Source organism: Patulibacter medicamentivorans, from assembly GCF_000240225.1.
GTDB classification, from domain to species: domain Bacteria; phylum Actinomycetota; class Thermoleophilia; order Solirubrobacterales; family Solirubrobacteraceae; genus Patulibacter; species Patulibacter medicamentivorans.
Map to the genome: position 1 here is coordinate 19779 of NZ_AGUD01000040.1, position 18232 is coordinate 38010.

Below are 18232 nucleotides of genomic sequence, written 5' to 3' on the forward strand. Positions count from 1 at the left end.
CGCGCGGACGCCGGCTGGACGAACGGCGTAGAGCCGGCGAACCGGCCCTGCGCCCGGTCCGGGTCAGCGCACGCGCAACGTCCGCGTGCGGCTGGCCCGCAGGCCGCCGCCCGCGGTCGCGCTGACGGCGACCGTCGACGACACGGCCGCCCGGTCGGTGGCGCGCAGGCGCACCCGCAGCGTGCGGGTCCGCTTGCGCGGCAGCGACGAGAACCGGAGCGTGGCCTTGGACGCGCGCACGCCCTTCGGCGGCGTGATCCGCACGGCCACGCCGCGCGCCCGCGCGCTGCCCGGGTTGCTGAGCTTGATCGTCAGCGTGACCTGCTCGCCGCGGGCGACCGGGGCGAGCTTGCCGAGCGTCAGCCGCAGCTTCGGGCGCTTCGTCGTCGGGGACGTCGTGGCCGGGGACGCGGTGGTGGGCGGCTTGGCGGGCGGCGGCGTCGTCGGCGGGACGCCCGGCGGCACGGTGGCGGGGATCAGGCCCGGGATCGCCAGCTTGCCGGCGAACTGGGCGTTGGTGCTGCCGGTCACCTTCGGGGTCAGCCCGGTCAGGCAGAAGGGCGCCGAGGCCAGGTCGACCGGGGTCGGCGGCAGGTTCGGGTGGGTTCCGCTGACGGAGTAGGTGCCGGTGGTCAGGTCGAGCGGACCGCCGGCCAGGGTCACCGGCGACGACGACGTGCAGCCGTAGGTCGCGGTGCCGATCTTGGCCGTGTAGGCGTAGCCGATCGTCCCCGTCAGGTCGAGCGACAGCGTGCTCGTGTTGATCGTGCCGGTGAACGCGGAGGGCGTGAAGGCCACGGTCAGGTCGCCGGTGCCGGAGGTGCCGAACGAGACGCCGGTCCGGGTCGCGGACGGCAGCGCGATGCCGGAGGCCGGGAACGACGCCTGGTAGGTCGTGGCGTCGATCTGGCCGGCCAAGGTCGCGGGCGCCGCGGTCGTGGCGGTGGTCAGCGCCGGCAGGCTGCCGATCGTGGTCGTCCCGCTCCCGAACGTGATCGTGAGCGGGACGCTCGCCGCCGACGCTCCCGGCGCCGCGACCAGCGCGAGCGCCGCCGCACCGGCCCCCACGGCCACGAGATGGACGATCCTCCGACTCCCCGACATGGCGCGACAGTAGCGGACGTGGACGGCGCATACCTCCGGTTGCCCGAGCGCCCGTCCGGCGGGCCTCCGGTTCCTGCGAGGATCCCGCGCGGTGCTCGCCCGCGGACCCGCCGTCCCCGTCTTCGAGACCGTCCGCGTCGAGGACGGTCGGATCCGCCTCTGGGACCGACACCTGCTGCGGCTCCGTCGCGCCGGGGCCAGTGGCCGGCAGCTGACCGCGGTGCGGGCACTGGCCGACGTCTACCGGCGCGATCCACGGGCCACGATCGCCCGCTTCGACGTGGTCCGGGGCGAGCCCGTCGCGGCCCGGGCGCGGGCGATCGCCGCCGCGACGCCGGTCCGGCTGGTCACCGTCCCCGGCTACGACCCTCACGACCGCGGGCGCGAGCAGAAGCGCGCCGACCGGACCTGGGTCCAGGCCGGCGAGCGCGGCGCGACCGTCGCCGGCGGCGACGAGCCGCTGTTCGCCGCCACCGGCGAGCGCGACGAGGTGCTGCCCAGCGACCGGATCGGCGAGACCTCGCGCGCCAACCTGTTCGTGATCGACGCGACCGGCCGGGTCGCGACGCCGGCGGTCGCCGGCCTGCTGCCCGGCGTCACCCGCAGCTGGGCGCTCGAGGCCGCCCGCGCGCGCGAGATCCCGCTCCACGTCGGCGACCTGGTGACCGCGCGGGCGGCGTTCCTGACCACGGCCGGACGCGGGATCGTGCCGGTCGCGGCGATCGACGGCCGCGCGCTGGGGCGCGACCCGCTGATCGGCGACCTCCACGGCGCCTGGCTGCGGCTGCCGTAGCCGGCCCCGCCGGCTCAGGGCCCGAGCGGCTCGAGCGGCTCGGAGAGCCCGGCCAGCAGCACGCCGACCATCCGCGCGAAGAGGTCGTGCGGGACCGCGTCGGGCTCGGCCAGCTTCTGGCGGGCGATCCCGTCGGCGAGCGCGTCGAGCGCGATCGCGACCTCCTCGACCGGGATCGTGAGCCGCAGGCCCAGCTCGCGGGCGCCGAGGTCGAGCAGCCGGCAGATCGCCGCCCGGACCTCGGCGAACTGGGCCGCGACCTGCGGGCGGACCGCAGGGTCGCGCACGGCATAGGCCCAGAACTCGGTGTGCAGCAGGACCATCTCCGGCGAGCGCTCGACGATCCCCATCCAGTGCTCGGCGCCCTCGTGGATGCGCGCCGCGACCGTCGGACCGTCCGCGGCCGCCGCCTCCATCTCGGCGACGTTGCTCCGCAGGTGGTCCTCGGCGACGGCCAGGAACAGCTCCTCCTTGGACCCGAAGGCCGAGTAGACGGCCCCGGTCGTGAAGCCCGCGCGCTCGGCCACCTGGTCGACCGACGCCGCGTGGTAGCCGCGCGACGCGAAGATCTCGCCGGCCGCCGCGATCAGCCGCTCGCGGGTCTCGAGCCGGCGCTCTTCACGGGTCATCCGACGGGTCGCCATCTGTGCTGATCCTCTCACAAGGACGATCTTGCAAGAGCGTCCGGTATTCGGATAGCGTCGATTATCACAGTGCGTCATCGACGCGCTGGGACGAGAGAGAGGACCGAGATGGCGACCACCCAGTCCGCCCCCCGCGCGCGCCCGACCGACAGCATCTCCTACAGCGACCTCTACCGTCGCTGGGAGCACGGGAACTGGAGCGCGATGGACCTGGACTTCACCCAGGACGCGATCGACTGGCAGGAGAAGTTCACGCCGTTCGAGCGCGAGGCGGCGCTGTTCAACTACGCGCTCTTCTTCTGGGGCGAGGACGCCGTCGCCGACAACCTCTCCCCCTACATCGACGCCGCGCCGCTCGAGGAGCAGAAGTACTTCCTGACCACCCAGCAGGTCGACGAGGCGCGCCACGCCGTCTTCTTCACCCGCTTCATGCACGAGGCGCTGGGGATCGGCAAGGGCGACGTCGCCTCCGGCCTGCAGGAGATCCGCCCGCTGCTCAGCTGGGGCTTCAACCAGGTCTTCGACCGGCTCGACCGGATGGCCGACGAGCTGCGGGCCGATCGCTCGATCCCGAACCTCTGCCGCGCGGTCACCCTCTACCACCTGGTGATCGAGGCGACGATGGCCCAGCCGGGCCAGCACATGATCACCTCGTACCTGGAGGAGCGGGACGTGATGCCCGGCTTCCGGGCCGGGATGGAGAAGGTCTCCGCCGACGAGCTGCGCCACATCGGCTTCGGGGTCAAGCTGCTCGCCGACCTGACGCCGGGCAACGAGGAGGCCCGCGTCGCCGTCGCCGAGATGCTGCGCGAGTGCGTGCCGTGGCTGGGCAACGTCTTCCGCCCGCCGGGCTGGGACGAGCGCTACCTGACGACCTTCGGCTGGTCGTTCGACAAGATCGGCGAGGAGTCGGTGCTCTCGCTGGAGACGAAGCTGCGCTCCGCCGGACTCGCGTTCGAGACGCTGCCGGGACCGGAGATCGTGCCGCTCGACCTGCCTCCGGTCGAGCGCTCGCGGCTGGGGATGAAGCTGGCCAAGGCCGGGATCATGGGCCCCGGCGGCCAGGAGCCCGACCGCGATCCCGAGACGATGGCGACGCTGTTCGACGTGATCCGGCGCGGGCTCGGCCCCGACCACGGGCTGCGCGGACCGGCCACGATCGAGTGGGACTTCACCGACGCCGACCCGTGGCACGTGCGGATCGAGGGCCCGACGGCGACCGCCGTCAGCGGCCGCGCCCCGCACGCCGACCTGCGGCTGAAGGTCGCCTACCGCGACTGGGTCGACGTGATCGGCGGCCGCGCCGACGCCCGCCGGCTGCTGCTGACGCGGCGGATGCGGCCGAGCGGCTCGCTGCGGCTGCTGGCCCGGATGCCGCGGATCTTCCCGCGCTGAGCCGGAGCGTCCCCTCCGCGTCCGGCGGAGGGGACGGCCCGGCTCAGATCCGCCCGCGCGGCGTGGTCTCCGCCACCAGCAGGGCGCCCTCGCCGGTGGCGTAGGCCTCCTCGCCGTGGCTGACGAGGTCCATGCCGAGCGCCTCCTCCTCGTGGGTCGCCCGCAGCGGCGAGACCAGCCCGATCAGCTTCAGCAGGCCGAAGGTCATCCCGAACGCGTAGGTGGTCGCGGCGCCGACGGCGATCAGCTGCCACAGCAGCTGCTTCGCGTTGCCGTAGAGCAGCCCGTCGGAGACCCCGTTCCACCCCTGCTGGGCGACGAAGCCGATGAAGACGATGCCCGTGAGGCCGGCCATGCCGTGCGCCGCGAGCACGTCGAGCGTCTCGTCGACCCGGGTGCGCGTGCGCCAGATGATGATCACGTAGCTCGGCAGGGCCGCGACGACGCCCAGCGCCATCGCCCAGATCGGGCTGATGAAGCCGGCCGCCGGGGTGATCCCGACGCAGCCGACGACGATCGCGGTCGCGGCGCCGATCGCGGTCGCCTGGCGGCTGCGGATCAGGTCGAGCACGAACCAGGTGGCCAGGGTGCAGGCCGGCGTCAGCAGCGTGTTGGTGAACGCCAGGATGCTCGGCTGGCCGGTCGAGAAGCCGCTGCCGCCGTTGAAGCCGAACCAGCCGAACCACAGCAGGCCCGCGCCGAGCAGCACGAAGACCGCGTTGTGCGGCAGCAGCGCGACCCGGCCGTAGTCGCGGCGGGCGCCGACGACCAGCGCCGCGGCCAGCGCCGAGAAGCCGGAGCCCATCTCGACCGGGACGCCGCCGGCGAAGTCGAGCGTGCCGTTCGACTGCAGCCAGCCGCCGCCGAAGGCCCAGTGGGCCAGGACCGCGTAGACGAGCACCGACCAGAGGGTCGCGAAGACCAGGAACGGCACGAACCGCATCCGCTCGACGACCGCGCCGGCGACCAGCGCCGTGGTGATGATGCAGAAGGTCGCCTGGAAGACCATGAACAGCAGGTGCGGGATCGTCGTCCCGTCCCGAGGCGCGAAGCCGACGCCCTGCAGCGCGACGTGGCCGAGCCCGCCGAGCAGCGCCCCGCCGCCGTCGAAGGCCAGGGAGTAGCCGACCAGCGCCCAGGTGATCGTCGCGACGGCCAGCGCCGCCGTGACCATCATCAGCGTGTTGAGGGTGTTCTTCGATCGCACCAGTCCGGCGTAGAAGAGGCCCAGCGCGGGGGTCATCAGCAGCACCATCGCGGTCGCCGCAAGCATCCACGCGGTGTCGCCGGTGTCGATCCTCGCGAGCGAGATCATGCGCCGGCCGCGGGGGTCACGGCCTGGTTGTCGGTCTCGCCGGTGCGGATCCGGACCACCTGCTCGAGGTCGACGACGAAGATCTTGCCGTCACCCACCTCGCCGGTCTGGCCGCCGGCGCGCAGGGCCTCGATCGTCGTGGTCACGAACGCGTCGGAGACGGCGATCTCGAACCGGACCTTGTCGGCCAGACCCATCCGCACGGTGGTGCCGCGGTAGGTCTCCTGGCGCTCCAGCTCGCCGCCGTGGCCCTGGACCTTGGTCATCGTGATGCCGCGCACGTCGGCGCGATAGAGCGCCTCCAGCACGTCGTTGGTCTTCTCGGGACGGACGATCCCGATCACGAGCTTCATGTCGACAACCGCTCCTTCAGGGCACGCGTCTACGGCGGCCGTCCCCTGGTGACGACCGCCCGCGTGAACGGACGCCGCAGCATTGCGACACGGCGGGGCCGGGTCGGTTGTCCGGTTGTCGAGAAGGGCAGGGGGTCCGCTTGGACCGTTGGACAAACCGCTCAGCCGGTCAGGCGCACCACGTGCGTCGCCTGCAGCAGGTCGTGGCCGGCGCCGCCGGCCGCCACCAGCAGCTCCGGCGGCAGCGCGTGGCGCTCGACGCGGAAGTCGCTCGTCGGCAACAGCCGCTCCATCGCCGGCAGGCTCGGGACGTAGGCGAAGCGCCCGCCCCGCTTCAGCGACTGCAGGATCCTCAGGTAGGTCCGGGCGTCGCGGCGCGCCGCCTGCTCGTCGGCCTGACGCGCCCAGGCGTGGAGCGAGAAGGCCAGGTGCGAGACGACCGTCCCCCAGACCGCCCGGCCGAAGTCGAGCTGGTGCCAGTCGCCGCGGATCACGCCCGGCGCGTCGCCGTGGCGGTCGATCCCGAGCGCCTTGACCCCGACGCCGCGCAGGGCCTGGACCAGCGCGCCGGTCGGTCCGCAGCCGAGGTCGAGGACCGGTCCCTCCGCGGAGCCGGGAGCCAGGCCGAGCGCCTGCAGCTGGAGCGCCGGCGAGTAGTGGCCGCTGACGACCTCCTGCACGCGCGGCCCCAGCTCGTCGTCGAGCATCGCCGCGATCCGCTCCTGGTGGCGGGCCAGGACCGCCGCCGCGCCATCGGCCAGCTCGTCGTCGGAGAACCCCTCGAGCAGCTCGGCCAGGTCGTCGCCCCCCGCGCGGTAGAGCGCGACGACCCGATCCCGCCACCCCTCGTCCGGCTCCGCGAACTGGTGGTGCTCCTCGAACCAGCGCCGCAGGCCGGCGCCGAGCTCGGCCTGCGCGTCGCGCGCGTCGCCGGCCGGCGACCGCAGCCAGGCGAGCAGCGACGCGCGGTTCGCCGCCAGCAGCGCGACCAGCTCGGGCGCCGGTCGGTGGAAGCGCGGATCGCGCGCTCGCAGCTCGTCGGACGTCGAGCCGGACCAGAGCGCCGCCCGCGTCCGCAACTGGTTCATCAGGGCCCATCCGGCCCGTTCTGCCGCCTCGGGCTCGTGCACCGCCGCAGCGTAGCGGCGACGCGGTCAGGGCAGCTCGAGGTGCTCGCCCGGCGGCAGCGGCAGCCGAGCGTCGGCGAGGTCGACGCGGCCACCGCGGATCGGCACGCCCTCGGCTCGCAGCCGGGCGCGCTGCTCGCCGCCCATCGCCAGCGACCCATCCGCCCGCACCACGCGGTGCCAGGGGACGTCCTCATCGGTCTCGCGCAGGATCCGCCCGACCAGCCGCGGCGCCAGCGGGTCCAGGTCGCCGTAGGTCCGCACGTAGCCCTCGGGGATCGCGCGCACCCCGTCCAGGATCCGCCGCGTGCGCTGCTCGTCGGCCACGGCCCGATGGTCGCGCGCGCGGCGGACGGCGCGGGGAGCAGCGGGCGGACGGCGACGCTCTGCGACGATCGCGGGGTGCGCGTGCCCTCGATCCGCTGGCCCCGGAACGCGATCCTGTCGCTGGCCCTGACGGTGGGGTGGCCCTCGGGCTGGTCTTCGCCGTCCAGACGCTGGCGGTCAAGCCCTACAAGATCCCGAGCGGCTCGATGGAGCCGACCCTGCGGATCGGCCAGCGCGTCGTCGTCGAGCGGGTCACCCACCGGCTCGGCGAGTCGCCGTCGGTCGGCGACGTCGTCGTCTTCCGCCCGCCGGTCGGGGCGCCGGACCAGGTCTGCGCTGACCCGCACCAGGGCGCCGGCACCCCGACCCCGTGCGCGGTGCCGGGCACGCGACGGGCCGACGAGACCTTCATCAAGCGCGTCGTCGGCGTCGCCGGCGACCGGATCGAGCTGCGCCGCGGCCGCGTGATCCGCAACGGCCGCCGCACCGGCGAGCCGTTCATCAGGCGCTGCGCCCGCGACCCGGCCTGCAGCTTCCCGCGCTCGATCGTCGTCCCGAGGGACACGGTCTACGTGCTCGGCGACAACCGCGGCGACTCCGACGACAGCCGCTTCTGGGGCCCGGTGCCGGTCGACTGGGTGATCGGCCGCGCGGTCGGCAGCTACTGGCCGCCGTCGCGGATCGGCGGGCTCTAGACCAGGCCCGGCGGCGCCCCCGGGCAGCCCGGGGACGACCGGCGGCGCCTCAGGCTCCCGGGTTCTTCTTCGGGACCAGCACCCGGCGCTTGAACTCGGCGACCAGCAGGCCGTCCTGGTTGAAGACGCGGGTGTGGACGATCACGACGCCGCGGTCGGGCTTCGACTGCGAGGCCTTCTTCGACAGCACCTCGGTCTCGACGAACAGCGTGTCGCCGTGGAAGACCGGGTTCGGGTGGCTGAGCTCGTCGGTCGCCAGGTTGGCGATCGCCAGGCCGGAGATGTCGGAGACCGAGATGCCGAGGGCCAGCGAGTAGACGTAGGGCCCGACGACGACGTTCTTGCCCTGCTGCGAGCGCTTGGCGTAGACGTCGTTGAGGTGCAGCGGGTGATGGTTCATCGTCAGGAGGCAGAAGAGGTGGTCGTCCCCCTCCGTGACGGTCTTCGCGGGCCAGTGCTTGTAGACCGCGCCCTCCTCGAACTCCTCGAAGTAGCGGCCGTACTGGTGGGCACCGGTCGCGTGACGGACCTCGGGAAGATCGTCGGTGCCGGGCGTGAAGGTGTGCTCGTCGGACATCTGCGTCGCTCCTGATTCGTGTTCGCCAGCGCGCGCGGGGCGCGGCCGCGAAGTGTGCCGCGTCGGCCGTGAACGTGCGGTTCCGCGTAAGTTTTGGCAAATGATAATCTTGATTCATGGTCTCCACATCACGCCCGCGGACCGCAGCACCGAGGCGGGTCGCGGCCGTGGGGCCGGCCGCTGACCGGGGCCGCCGGTGAACCCGCCGCCCGCGGGAACCGCACTGCGGTCCTCACCAGCCGAGGGCGCGGACGCGACCACCGCGCCGAGCGCCCTCGAGCTGACCCGCTCGCGGGGCCGGGTGCGCGGTCGCCTGGCGCTGCTGGGCCCGGCCTTCGTCGCCGCCGTCGCCTACGTCGACCCCGGCAACTTCGCGACCAACATCTCGGCCGGGGCCAAGTTCGGCTACCTGCTCGTCTGGGTCGTCGTGATGTCGAGCCTGATGGCGATGCTGGTCCAGTACCTGTCCGCCAAGGCCGGCCTGGCGACCGGGCGCAACCTCCCCCAGCTGGCGGGCCAGCGGTTCGGGAAGCGGACGCGCTTCGGCCTCTGGGTCCAGGCCGAGGTGGTCGCGATCGCGACCGACCTGGCCGAGTTCGTCGGCGCCGCGATCGGCCTCAACCTGCTGTTCGGGATCCCGCTCTTCCCCGCCGGCCTGATCACCGCGGTCGTGGCCTTCGGCGTGCTGGCGCTGGAGCAGCGCGGCTACCGCCGCTTCGAGCTGGCGATCGCGGCGCTGCTGAGCCTGGTCGCGCTCGGCTTCCTCTACGACCTGCTGGCGGTCGGCCACCAGTCGGCGTCGGGGATCGCCGGCGGCCTGGTGCCGGGCCTGCAGGGCTCCGAGTCGCTGCTGCTGGTGATCGGGATCATCGGCGCGACGGTGATGCCGCACGTCGTCTACCTGCACTCGGCGCTGACCCAGGACCGGATCCCGCCGCGCGACGCGAAGGAGCGCCGGCAGCTGCTCAAGTGGCTGCGGATCGACGTCGGGCTGGGGCTCGGCGCGGCCGGCTTCATCAACCTGACGATGATGCTCGTGGCGGCGGCGCTGTTCCACCGGATCGGCGCCACCGGCGTCGACTCGATCGAGGCCGCCCACCAGGGGCTCGGGGACTACGTCGGCGGGGCCGCGGCGCTGGCCTTCGCCGTCGCGCTGCTGGCCTCGGGGCTGTCCTCGTCGAGCGTCGGGACCTACGCCGGCCAGGTCGTGATGCAGGGCTTCATGAGCTGGAGGATCCCGCTCTTCGTGCGCCGCGCGGTGACGATGACGCCCGCGCTGGTCGTGCTCGCGCTCGGCCTGCCGACGACCGACACGCTGGTGATCTCGCAGGTCGTGCTGTCGTTCGGGATCCCGTTCGCGCTGGTACCGCTGATCCTGATCACCAGCCGCCGCGACGTCATGGGGGCGCTCGTCAACGAGCGGCGCACGACGATCGCCGCCAGCGTGATCGCCGCCGTGATCATCGCCCTCAACGGCTACCTGATCTTCGACACGATCCTCGGCTGAGCCGGGGCGGGGCGGGTGGCGGGAGGGGCGAACGTCGCACGCACCCGTCGACCCGGCGACGCCGCCGGCGGCTGAGGCCCACGGAGCGGCACGCGATCGACTTCTCGTCGTGCTTGGGCATGGCGCGATCGCGATTCGACGGGCCATCGACGCTCGATCGTCTTCTCGCCGATTCCGGACGCCCCAGATGGCGATCGGTGGTGCGGCGACCGCGCCGCCCGCCCGACGCCGCTGTCACCGCGCCCCGCCCCCGCCCCGACCGACGCCGATCCACCGACCGCGCGTAGGATCCGCCGCGATGCGCCATCCCCGTGACTTCTTCAAGCCGCTCGCCGTCGGGGCGCCGGAGCCGGTCCGCGAGATCCCGGTCCCGCCCTCGCGGATGATCCACTTCTTCGACCCGAGCAACGAGAAGATGCGGGCGAAGCTGCCCGCGATCGCCGCCAAGGCCGACATCGTCCTGGGCAACCTCGAGGACGCCGTCCCGGTCGATCGCAAGGAGTCCGCGCGCGCCGGCCTGGTCGAGGTCGGCAAGACCGCCGACCTCGGTGGCACCCCGCTCTGGACCCGGGTCAACTCGCTCGAGAGCCCGTGGGTCCTGGACGACATCACGACGCTGGTGACCGAGATCGGCGACCAGCTCGACGTGATCATGATCCCGAAGGTCGAGGGCGCCGAGGACATCCACTACGTCGACCGGCTGGTCGCGCAGCTGGAGGCCAAGGCCGGCGTCACCCGCCCGATCCTGCTGCACGCGATCCTCGAGACGGCGCAGGGCATGGCCAACGTCGAGGAGATCGCCTTCGCCTCGCCGCGGATGCAGGGCATCAGCCTCGGGCCGGCCGACCTGGCGGCGTCGCGACGGATGAAGACGACCCGCGTCGGCGGCGGCCACCCCGGCTACGTCTCGATCAGCGACCCGACCGACGCCGAGGACCTCGAGGTCGGCCGCGTGCGGGCCCAGCAGGACCCCTGGCACTACACCGTCGCCCGCATGGTCGACGCCTGCGTCAGCGCCGGGATCCTGCCCTTCTACGGGCCGTTCGGCGACATCAAGGACACCGTCGCCTGCGAGGCCCAGTTCCGCGCCGCGTTCATCCTCGGCTGCGTCGGCACCTGGTCGCTGCACCCGGTCCAGATCGACATCGCCAAGAAGGTCTTCTCCCCCGACCCGGCCGAGGTCGCGTTCGCCAAGAAGATCATCGAGTCGATCCCGGACGGCAAGGGCGTCCACATGATCGACGGCAAGATGCAGGACGACGCCAGCTGGAAGCAGGCCAAGGTCCTCGTCACGCTGGCCGAGCAGCTGGCGCAGGACGACGAGGAGCTGAAGGCCGCCTACGGCTTCTAGGATCTGAACGCCGGCGGCGGTCGCCCGCGGTCGGCGCCCGCCCGCCGTCCGCGGCGGCCGGGATGGCGGTTCGCCGCGCGTCGTGCGAGGCTCCCCGGCGATGAGCCCTGAGCACGACGCCTTCGGCCGCCCGACGCGGCCCGCACCATCGGGCTGGGGCCCGTCGACCGGATCATCGCCGTCGGGCGGGCTCGGCGGCGGATCGGGCGGGTCGGGCGGACGGCCACCGTCCGGGCGCCGGCTGCTCGTCGCCTTCCTGGTCTTCGACGTCATCGTCGTGGCGATCGTGGGCGCCGTGCTGCTGCTGGCCAACAGCGGCGGTAGCGGGTCCAGCGAGGGCGGGACGACGGCGATCGTCGACGGCGGGCCGGGAGCGCCGAAGGACGACGGCAGCATGCTCGGCGCCAAGGGCACCCGCGAGGCGTTCGCCAAGCTGCGCGGCGCGATGCGGCCCGGCGAGCGGGTCGGCATGCTGTCGATCCGCCCCGATTACCTGTCGGCCACCGTCGCCACCGGCAAGGACCAGCCGGCGCGCTCGCTGACGGTCCGCAAGGGCGAGGACGACGTCATGGAGTCCTCAGGCGGGACCAGCAGCGACCGCGGGGTCCCGATCGGCGAGGTCGACCTGGACGCTCCGGCGAAGCTGATCGCCGCGACCCGCCGCGGGATCGGGCCCAGCAGCCCCGCGACGATCGACTACCTGGTGTTCATCGGCGGCCGCGAGGAGGGCCAGCCGGCCCAGTGGGCCGCCTACCTGAAGGGCGGCCGGTCGGAGGACTCGCGCTGGCAGGGCGACGCCCACGGCGACCACGTCGTGCGCCCGTCCGACGGCGCCCCGGCGCCGCCCGAGGGCCAGTCGGGACCGGCCGAGCGGCCGTTCGGGCTCAGCTCCGGGTCGATGATCCGCGGCCGCAACCTGCGCAGGGCGCTGGCCGCCGTGCGACCGCTGGTGGGCGGCAGCTCGCGGGTGACGTCGGTCAGCGTCTGGCCCCAGCGCGTGATCGTCGCGACCAGGCAGCGCTGGGTCGAGCGGCGGTTCACGGTCGACGCGGCGTTCGGCGTCGACCGCGACAAGCCGGGCGAGACGGCGGCGCGCGGCGGGCTCTCCTTCTCGTCGATCGACGTCGGGGGCCCCGAGCGCGCGATCGACCTGGTCGGCCGCCGCGCCAAGACCGACGCCAAGGGCCGGATCGACTACGTGATCCTCGATCCCGCCGATAGCGCCTTCCCCGGCGACCGGACGACCTGGTCGCTCTACCTGCGGGGCGGCAACCCGGCGACGCGCTACTGGCGCGCGACGCTCGACGGCCGCCGCGTCGGTCGTCCCGGCCAGCCCGGCGCGCCGTAGGACGCGGCCGCGGCGCGACCCCGGTCACCCGCGCGGCGTGACCGATCCACGGCCCCGAACGCGACCTGCGTCACGGTCGTGCAACCCCTTCGCGGGCACCATGGCAATCACTGAGACCAACGCCCCCAACGGCGATTCCGCCGGCCGGGACGATCCGAGGAGAGGTGATCGCCACGATGCCCCAGACCGCAGCGCCAGTCGTTCCCACCACCCAGCTCGAGGCCGCCGAGGCGCGCCTCGCCGAGGACATCGAGGCGCTCGCCCGCGCGATCGAGGACGGCCGCGGCGACGAGGTCCGGCTCGACCTCGGCCACGTCGCGATCGACGTCCGGCGGGTCCGCAGCTACCGGGCACTGCCCCACCGTCGCGCCGCCTGCGGACCGCGGGACAGCCGCTGGGACCTGGTCGCCGCCTACGAGCACCTGGCGTTCGCCCACCAGCTGCACGGCGAGGCCGAGCGCAGCACGGCGGCGATCGAGCAGGCCGACCGCGAGCGGCGGGCGATCGGCGCCTGAGCCGCCGGTCGCGGCCCGGCCCCGCTCCCGCTGCGGCGGGCTCTAGACTCCGCCGCGCGTGAGTCCCGTCCACGACGCATTCGGCAGGACCACCGAGGAGTCCTCGCAGTCCGCGACCGCGGCGCAGGCGCCGTCCGACGCCGCGCATCCCGTCAGCCTCCCCCGGTCCGAGCGCGGCGGTGGCGGCACCGGCGCGGGGCGGATCGTCGGCCGGCTGCTGGTCGTGCTGCTGCTCCTGGCCACCGGCGCGGCCACCGTCACCGCCACGATGCGCCACGCGATCGACATCGCCCCCGACCAGTCGCGGGCTGTCGAGCACGCGCTCGCGAAGGACCCGCTCGACCCGCGCTCGCTGCTGCGCGCCGCGCCGTTGCGCCGCGGCCTCGATCGCCTGCGGCGCGAGCTCGACCCCGGCGACCGGATCGTCGGCGTGACCGTGACGCCGGGGCAGCTGCTGCTCAGCCTGGCCGACGCGCGCGACCAGAGCCGCTGGCTGATGCTGGGCGCCGACGGGAGCATCGACGAGCACGACCTCTCCTCGACCGACGACAGCGCGGGCGTGCCGTTCGAGGCGATCCGCCCGGCCGGCGCGACCCGCTTCCTCGCCCGCAAGCTCCGCGAGCTGCGGCCGCACGCGCGCGACCCGACCCTCAGCCTGGCGATCCTCACCAGCAGCTCGTCGACCACCGGCGCCTTCGGGCAGTCCGCTTCCGCGACCCGCCGGACGCTGCGGTGGAGCGTCCGGTTCTCCGGCGTGCGCGCAGCGGAGGAGAGCTGGACGCTGGACTCCAGCGGGCGGCAGGTCGGATGAGCTCCTCGCCCACTCCGCGACCGCGACCGCTCGGCCTGCTGATCGGCGCCGCGCTGGTGATCGCCGCCGCCTGCCTGCTCAGCTGGGCGGCGTTCAACGTCGCCCGCGGGCCGTCGGAGTGCGGCGGCAGCGGCGCGCCCGCCTGTCCCTCCGGCTTCGTCGCCGCGCTGATCGGCGGCTTCGTCGCCGGGCTCGTGCTGGCGCCGATCGGGGTCGGCCTGGTCGCCACGCGCGTCCGGGGGACCGGTGGCGCCGCCCTCGCCCTGCTCTGCGGCGGGGTCGCGGCCGGCGTCTACGTCGCGCGCTTCGAGGCGGCGCCCGTGACCGACGCCACCGTCCCGACCTGGATCCTGACCGGCGGGTTCGGGCTGGTGGCGCTGCTGGCCCTGCTCGCCTCGCTGATCCGGGTTCTGACCCCCGGCTCCGGACCGCCCGCCCCGGCCTCGCGGCGAGCGGCCGACCGCTCGCCCGGCGTTCCGTCGGCGGCGACGCCGAAGCCGGCGGCCACCGCCGCGGCGGCCGGTGCCGAGCAGCTGCAGGCGCTGCTGAGCCACGGCCTGGTGACCGGCGCGCTCGGCCGCGACGATGCGATCGGCGGGGCCGATCGCGCGACCAGCAAGCGGATCGCGCACCTCGTCGAGCTCCACCAGCAGGGCGTGATCGGCGACGAGGACCTGCGGGAGGGCCTGCGCGCGCTGCGCGAGACCGGCTCCGCCGGCGCCGGCCACCGCGGGCGAGAGCGCTGATCGGTCCGCGAACTGGCACGATTGCGCGCGATGAGCGCGTCCTACGGATCCACCCCGGCCCGGCCGCTGCGGCCGCGGCGCACCTGCCACTCGGTCCCCGGCTCGAGCGAGAAGTTCCTCGCCAAGGCGCCGACGCTGGCCGCCGACCAGGTCTTCCTCGACCTCGAGGACTCGGTCGCCCGCAGCGAGAAGGAGGCCGCCCGCGCGCGCGTGATCGAGGCGCTCAGGACGCTCGAGTTCCCGGCCGGGAAGACGGTCGTCTACCGGGTCAACGGCACCGACACGCCATTCTTCTACCGCGACCTGATCGACGTCGTCGAGCAGGCCGGCGACAGGATCCACGCGGTGATGCTGCCGAAGGTCCAGACCCCGGGCGACATCGAGCTGACCGACAAGCTGCTGACCCAGATCGAGCTGGCCAAGGGCTTCGAGGTCGGCCGGATCGGGATCGAGGCCCAGATCGAGGACGCCAAGGGCCTGGTCAACGTCGAGGCGATCACCACCGCGTCGCAGCGGATGGAGACGATCATCTTCGGCCCCGGCGACTACTCCGCCGCGATCGGCATCCCGATCACCCAGATCGGCGGCGCGCCCGAGGGCTACCCCGGCGACCACCTGAACTACCTGTACTCGCGCCTGGTCGTCGCCGCCCGCGCGGCCGGCATCCAGGCGATCGACGGGCCCTACGCCGCGTTCAAGGACGAGGACGGCCTGCGCGAGCGCACGAAGCTCGTCCGCGCGCTCGGGCTCGACGGCAAGTGGACGATCCACCCGGCCCAGATCGACGTCGTCAACGAGATCTTCACCCCCACGCGCGAGCAGTGGGAGAAGGCCGAGGGGATGCTCGCCGCCTACCACCAGGCGACCGAGGTCGAGGGCGCCGGCGCGGCGATCTTCGACGGCGAGATGATCGACGAGGCCAACCGCAAGATGGCCGAGCGGATCGCCGGCCAGGGTCGCGCGGCCGGCTACGCGGCCTGATCGGGTCGCGACTGCGACGTTGCGGACGCTGGGCGTCCGCAACGTCAGCGGCGCCCCGGCTACATCCCCGTCTTCTTCATCAACGGCAGTAGGATCGAGCGCGGCGTGTAGCGGCCGCCGAGCGCCGCGGCCTTGACCGGCCCGTGCGGCACGACCACGCGGGCGCCCTTCTCCAGCCCCTCGACCGCCTCGCGGGCGACCTTGTCGCTGGTCGTCCACATCGGCTTCGCGCCCGCCGCGCCCTGGGCGCCGCCGGCGACCTCCCAGAACTCGGTCTTGACCGGTCCCGGGCAGAGCGTCGTGACCGTCACCCCGCGCGACTTCAGCTCCTCGTGGAGCGTCTCGCCGAGGCTGAGGACGAACGCCTTCGTCGCCGCGTAGTCGCTCATCCCGAAGACCGGCTGGAAGGCCGCGACCGACGCCAGCAGCAGGATCGCCCCCGACTTGCGCTCGGCCATCCCCGGAGCGATCGCCCGCGCCAGGTGGTGGACCGCCTCGACGTTGAGCCGGATCATCTGGTCCTGGCGGTCGGCGTCGAGCTCGATGAAGCGCCCCGAGAGGCCATAGCCGGCGTTGTTGAGGAGCACGTCGACCTCGAGCCCGAGGCCGGCGATCCGCTCCAGCAGGTCGTTGCGCCCCTCGCGCTCGGAGAGGTCGGCCGGCAGCACCTCGACCCGGACGTCGTGCTCGCTCCGCAGCTCGCTCGCCAGCTCCTCCAGCCGGTCGGCGCGACGCGCGACCAGGATCAGCGCGTGCCCGCGGCGCGCCAGCTCGCGCGCCAGGTCGGCGCCGATGCCCGACGAGGCACCGGTGACCAGGGCGGCGCCTTCGGGGCGCGGGTTCGGAAGGCTCATGCGGATGATCCTACTCTCGGTATGAAGTTGCGCAAGCGGCCGCCAGCCTACGCGCTCGGTGCGCGGCCGTGCGCGCGACGGCGCCTCAGTGCTTGTACTTCGCGCCCTGGTGCTGACGCGCCCGCTCGGCCGTCTTGCCGACGACCTGGCCGATCAGCTTCAGGTACTGGTCGACGCCGGTGGCCTTGAAGCGGCCGGTGTTCCAGGCCCGGACCCAGGACTGGATGTCCGCGTCGACCAGGTCGTTGAGCACGTCGCGGCGGATGTCGAGCGTCACCCGCGCGTCCGGCGCCAGCTCCTTGGTGACCTTCGGACCCGGCATCTCGATCCGGACCAGCTGCGTGTCGCGGCCGCCGTGGACCTCGGCGGCGGCGATCAGCTTCAGCGGCTTGAGCGCCGGAACCTGCTCCAGCAGGTGCTTCAGCGCGGTCTCCACCGCGGTGCGGGAGTCGGGGTTCGACATGCGTGAACCCTACCCGCAGATCGCGCCGGGTGGAGGCCGCGCGGTCCGCTTCCGTAGCCTGACGCGGGTGCCCGAACTGCCGGAGGTCGAAGCCGCCCGTGCCCTCGCCGAGCGCTGGACGAGCGGCCGCACCGTCGTCGATGTCGAGGACGCCGACGAGTGGGTCTGCCGGCCCCACCCGCCGGGCGAGATCGCCAAGGCGGTGAGCGGCCGCCGGATCGAGCGGGTCGGACGGATCGGCAAGTCGCTGTGGCTGGAGCTCGACGACGAGCGGCGGCTCGGGCTGCACCTGGGGATGGCCGGGCGGCTGGTCGGCCTGGCCCCCGAGGGCGCGGGGCCGGACCACGAGCCGGGCGCCGTCTCGCCCGGCGGCCCGTCGGACCTGCCCGGCGGCTGGGGCGCGACCCGGCTCGACGAACGGCTGGCGGCCGCCGCCGGCCTGCCCGACACGGCCGGCGAGCCGCTGACCGCCCGCGAGCGGGCGTCGTGGTCGATGCCGGTGGGACGCGGTTCCCGCCCGCCCCTGCGCGACCTGCCCGGCGACGGCAGCTGGACGCGGTTCGCGCTCGACCTCGACGACGGCTCGCGGCTGCTGCTGTTCGACAAGCGACGGCTGGCCCGGGTCCGCCTCGACCCCGACCTCTCGACGCTCGGGCCCGACGCGCTGACGATCGACGCCGCGACCTTCGCCGAGCGCGTCGGCCGCGGCAACGCGCCGCTGAAGGCCCGGCTGATGGACCAGTCGGTGCTGGCCGGCGTCGGCAACCTGCTCTGCGACGAGGTCCTGTGGCAGGCGGCGAAATCGCCGCTGCGACCCGCCGGCGAGCTGACGCGGGAGGAGCTGGACGACCTCCACGAGACCCTGATCGACTGCACCCGCGAGGCGATCGCCCGCGGCGGCGTCCACATGGGCGACGTGATCGAGTACCGCCGCAAGGGCGAGCACTGCCCCCGCTGTGGCGCGGCGATGGCTCGCGGCGCCGTCGGCGGCCGCACCACCTGGTGGTGCTCGCGCGAGCAGGCGTACGCCGGCACGTAGGATTCCCCGGCGATGGCGGAGCCAGGCAGCCACGACCCGTTCGGGCGGCCGACGGCACCCGGCTCGCGCGACGCCTTCGGCCGCTCGGCCGACGACGACGCCGGCCGATCAGGCGGCACGGCCCCGCCCCCGCCGCGCGGCATGCTCCGCCGGGGCCCGTGGATCGCGCTCGTCGCCGCCGTGATCGCCGCCGGCGCCGTCCTGCTCGTGGCCGGCGGCAGCAGCGAGCAGACCGCCGTCGCCCCGGCGTCCGGCGGCAACGGGGCGCACGCTGTCGCCCGATCGGG

20 protein-coding genes and 1 pseudogene are annotated in these 18232 nt (G+C 74.0%); 12 read left to right on the forward strand and 9 right to left on the reverse strand.

Translation table 11 applies throughout. The features are described from left to right. Nucleotides 1-63: 63 nt before the first annotated feature. The gene (locus PAI11_RS04645) at nucleotides 64-1074 is read right to left on the reverse strand and encodes an NEW3 domain-containing protein (protein ID WP_007571337.1); all 1011 of its coding nucleotides are present in this window, start codon (nucleotides 1072-1074) and stop codon (nucleotides 64-66) included. Nucleotides 1075-1195: 121 nt separating this feature from the next. Between PAI11_RS04645 and PAI11_RS04650 the strand changes: the two genes are divergently transcribed. Then, a complete protein-coding gene (locus PAI11_RS04650; RefSeq protein ID WP_007571339.1) occupies nucleotides 1196-1897 on the forward strand; it encodes an aminotransferase class IV in 702 nt (233 codons plus the stop codon). A gap of 14 nt (nucleotides 1898-1911) precedes the next feature. Here PAI11_RS04650 and PAI11_RS04655 read toward each other — a convergent pair whose 3' ends face one another. Further along, entirely contained in the window at nucleotides 1912-2541 is a 630-nt protein-coding gene (locus PAI11_RS04655) for a TetR/AcrR family transcriptional regulator (RefSeq protein WP_007571341.1), read from the reverse strand. 108 nt (nucleotides 2542-2649) lie between these two features. Between PAI11_RS04655 and PAI11_RS04660 the strand changes: the two genes are divergently transcribed. Further along, complete coding sequence (locus tag PAI11_RS04660) at nucleotides 2650-3936, forward strand: ribonucleotide-diphosphate reductase subunit beta (protein WP_007571343.1); 1287 nt, start codon at nucleotides 2650-2652, stop codon at nucleotides 3934-3936. Nucleotides 3937-3979: 43 nt separating this feature from the next. On the opposite strand, the gene PAI11_RS04665 is transcribed toward PAI11_RS04660, so the two are convergent. The 4 genes from PAI11_RS04665 to PAI11_RS04680 form a co-directional block, all read right to left on the reverse strand. Next, the gene (locus PAI11_RS04665; RefSeq protein ID WP_007571345.1) at nucleotides 3980-5251 is read right to left on the reverse strand and encodes an ammonium transporter; all 1272 of its coding nucleotides are present in this window, start codon (nucleotides 5249-5251) and stop codon (nucleotides 3980-3982) included. Then, complete coding sequence (locus PAI11_RS04670; protein ID WP_007571347.1) at nucleotides 5248-5604, reverse strand: P-II family nitrogen regulator; 357 nt, start codon at nucleotides 5602-5604, stop codon at nucleotides 5248-5250. The genes PAI11_RS04665 and PAI11_RS04670 overlap by 4 nt, the downstream gene beginning before the upstream one ends. 161 nt (nucleotides 5605-5765) lie before the next feature. Continuing rightward, nucleotides 5766-6734: a class I SAM-dependent methyltransferase gene (locus PAI11_RS23900; RefSeq protein WP_007571349.1), complete on the reverse strand. Its 969-nt coding sequence runs from the start codon at nucleotides 6732-6734 to the stop codon at nucleotides 5766-5768. Between the two features lie 24 nt (nucleotides 6735-6758). Then, entirely contained in the window at nucleotides 6759-7058 is a 300-nt protein-coding gene (locus PAI11_RS04680; protein ID WP_007571351.1) for an MGMT family protein, read from the reverse strand. A 137-nt stretch (nucleotides 7059-7195) separates the two neighbouring features. Here PAI11_RS04680 and lepB point away from each other — a divergent pair, with 137 nt between their 5' ends. Beyond that, nucleotides 7196-7753, forward strand: coding sequence for a signal peptidase I (gene lepB / locus PAI11_RS04685; protein WP_007571354.1), 558 nt, complete (start codon nucleotides 7196-7198; stop codon nucleotides 7751-7753). Nucleotides 7754-7802: 49 nt separating this feature from the next. On the opposite strand, the gene PAI11_RS04690 is transcribed toward lepB, so the two are convergent. Beyond that, the gene (locus PAI11_RS04690) at nucleotides 7803-8330 is read right to left on the reverse strand and encodes a MaoC family dehydratase (RefSeq protein WP_007571356.1); all 528 of its coding nucleotides are present in this window, start codon (nucleotides 8328-8330) and stop codon (nucleotides 7803-7805) included. Between the two features lie 196 nt (nucleotides 8331-8526). Between PAI11_RS04690 and PAI11_RS04695 the strand changes: the two genes are divergently transcribed. The 7 genes from PAI11_RS04695 (at nucleotide 8527) to PAI11_RS04725 (ending at nucleotide 15589) form a co-directional block, all read left to right on the forward strand. Beyond that, nucleotides 8527-9837 carry an Nramp family divalent metal transporter gene (locus PAI11_RS04695; protein WP_244406509.1) on the forward strand — a complete coding sequence of 437 codons (1311 nt, stop codon included), beginning with the start codon at nucleotides 8527-8529 and terminating at the stop codon, nucleotides 9835-9837. A gap of 298 nt (nucleotides 9838-10135) precedes the next feature. After that, entirely contained in the window at nucleotides 10136-11188 is a 1053-nt protein-coding gene (locus PAI11_RS04700) for an HpcH/HpaI aldolase/citrate lyase family protein (protein ID WP_007571359.1), read from the forward strand. Between the two features lie 100 nt (nucleotides 11189-11288). Continuing rightward, nucleotides 11289-12536: a hypothetical protein gene (locus tag PAI11_RS04705; protein ID WP_007571361.1), complete on the forward strand. Its 1248-nt coding sequence runs from the start codon at nucleotides 11289-11291 to the stop codon at nucleotides 12534-12536. Between the two features lie 176 nt (nucleotides 12537-12712). Continuing rightward, nucleotides 12713-13051: a hypothetical protein gene (locus PAI11_RS04710; RefSeq protein ID WP_138974103.1), complete on the forward strand. Its 339-nt coding sequence runs from the start codon at nucleotides 12713-12715 to the stop codon at nucleotides 13049-13051. 58 nt (nucleotides 13052-13109) lie between these two features. After that, nucleotides 13110-13862, forward strand: coding sequence for a hypothetical protein (locus tag PAI11_RS04715; RefSeq protein WP_007571365.1), 753 nt, complete (start codon nucleotides 13110-13112; stop codon nucleotides 13860-13862). Then, nucleotides 13859-14608 (forward strand): hypothetical protein, encoded by a 750-nt coding sequence (locus PAI11_RS04720; protein WP_007571367.1) that lies wholly within the window; start codon nucleotides 13859-13861, stop codon nucleotides 14606-14608. The genes PAI11_RS04715 and PAI11_RS04720 overlap by 4 nt, the downstream gene beginning before the upstream one ends. Before the next feature lie 30 nt (nucleotides 14609-14638). Next, nucleotides 14639-15589, forward strand: coding sequence for an HpcH/HpaI aldolase/citrate lyase family protein (locus tag PAI11_RS04725; protein WP_007571368.1), 951 nt, complete (start codon nucleotides 14639-14641; stop codon nucleotides 15587-15589). 59 nt (nucleotides 15590-15648) lie between these two features. Here the strand turns inward: PAI11_RS04725 and PAI11_RS04730 are convergent, their stop codons facing one another. Both PAI11_RS04730 and PAI11_RS26805 read right to left on the reverse strand, forming a co-directional pair. Next, entirely contained in the window at nucleotides 15649-16443 is a 795-nt protein-coding gene (locus PAI11_RS04730) for an SDR family NAD(P)-dependent oxidoreductase (RefSeq protein ID WP_007571371.1), read from the reverse strand. Between the two features lie 85 nt (nucleotides 16444-16528). Then, a complete protein-coding gene (locus PAI11_RS26805) occupies nucleotides 16529-16906 on the reverse strand; it encodes a hypothetical protein (protein ID WP_007571373.1) in 378 nt (125 codons plus the stop codon). A 67-nt stretch (nucleotides 16907-16973) separates the two neighbouring features. Between PAI11_RS26805 and PAI11_RS04740 the strand changes: the two genes are divergently transcribed. Further along, nucleotides 16974-17945 (forward strand): Fpg/Nei family DNA glycosylase, encoded by a 972-nt coding sequence (locus PAI11_RS04740; RefSeq protein ID WP_007571374.1) that lies wholly within the window; start codon nucleotides 16974-16976, stop codon nucleotides 17943-17945. A gap of 12 nt (nucleotides 17946-17957) precedes the next feature. Further along, nucleotides 17958-18232, forward strand: a pseudogene (locus PAI11_RS04745) (hypothetical protein); the annotation flags it as partial.

What these genes read in the sequence shown, in the direction of transcription:
- PAI11_RS04720 (WP_007571367.1), top strand. Translation starts at nt 13,859, where the DNA reads ATGAGCTCCTCGCCCACTCCGCGACCGCGACCGCTCGGCCTGCTGATC.
- PAI11_RS04725 (WP_007571368.1), top strand. Translation starts at nt 14,639, where the DNA reads ATGAGCGCGTCCTACGGATCCACCCCGGCCCGGCCGCTGCGGCCGCGG.
- PAI11_RS26805 (WP_007571373.1), bottom strand. Translation starts at nt 16,906, where the DNA reads ATGTCGAACCCCGACTCCCGCACCGCGGTGGAGACCGCGCTGAAGCAC.
- PAI11_RS04660 (WP_007571343.1), top strand. Translation starts at nt 2,650, where the DNA reads ATGGCGACCACCCAGTCCGCCCCCCGCGCGCGCCCGACCGACAGCATC.
- PAI11_RS04730 (WP_007571371.1), bottom strand. Translation starts at nt 16,443, where the DNA reads ATGAGCCTTCCGAACCCGCGCCCCGAAGGCGCCGCCCTGGTCACCGGT.
- PAI11_RS04655 (WP_007571341.1), bottom strand. Translation starts at nt 2,541, where the DNA reads ATGGCGACCCGTCGGATGACCCGTGAAGAGCGCCGGCTCGAGACCCGC.
- PAI11_RS04665 (WP_007571345.1), bottom strand. Translation starts at nt 5,251, where the DNA reads ATGATCTCGCTCGCGAGGATCGACACCGGCGACACCGCGTGGATGCTT.
- PAI11_RS04690 (WP_007571356.1), bottom strand. Translation starts at nt 8,330, where the DNA reads ATGTCCGACGAGCACACCTTCACGCCCGGCACCGACGATCTTCCCGAG.
- PAI11_RS04710 (WP_138974103.1), top strand. Translation starts at nt 12,713, where the DNA reads ATGCCCCAGACCGCAGCGCCAGTCGTTCCCACCACCCAGCTCGAGGCC.
- PAI11_RS04670 (WP_007571347.1), bottom strand. Translation starts at nt 5,604, where the DNA reads ATGAAGCTCGTGATCGGGATCGTCCGTCCCGAGAAGACCAACGACGTG.
- PAI11_RS04705 (WP_007571361.1), top strand. Translation starts at nt 11,289, where the DNA reads ATGAGCCCTGAGCACGACGCCTTCGGCCGCCCGACGCGGCCCGCACCA.
- PAI11_RS04700 (WP_007571359.1), top strand. Translation starts at nt 10,136, where the DNA reads ATGCGCCATCCCCGTGACTTCTTCAAGCCGCTCGCCGTCGGGGCGCCG.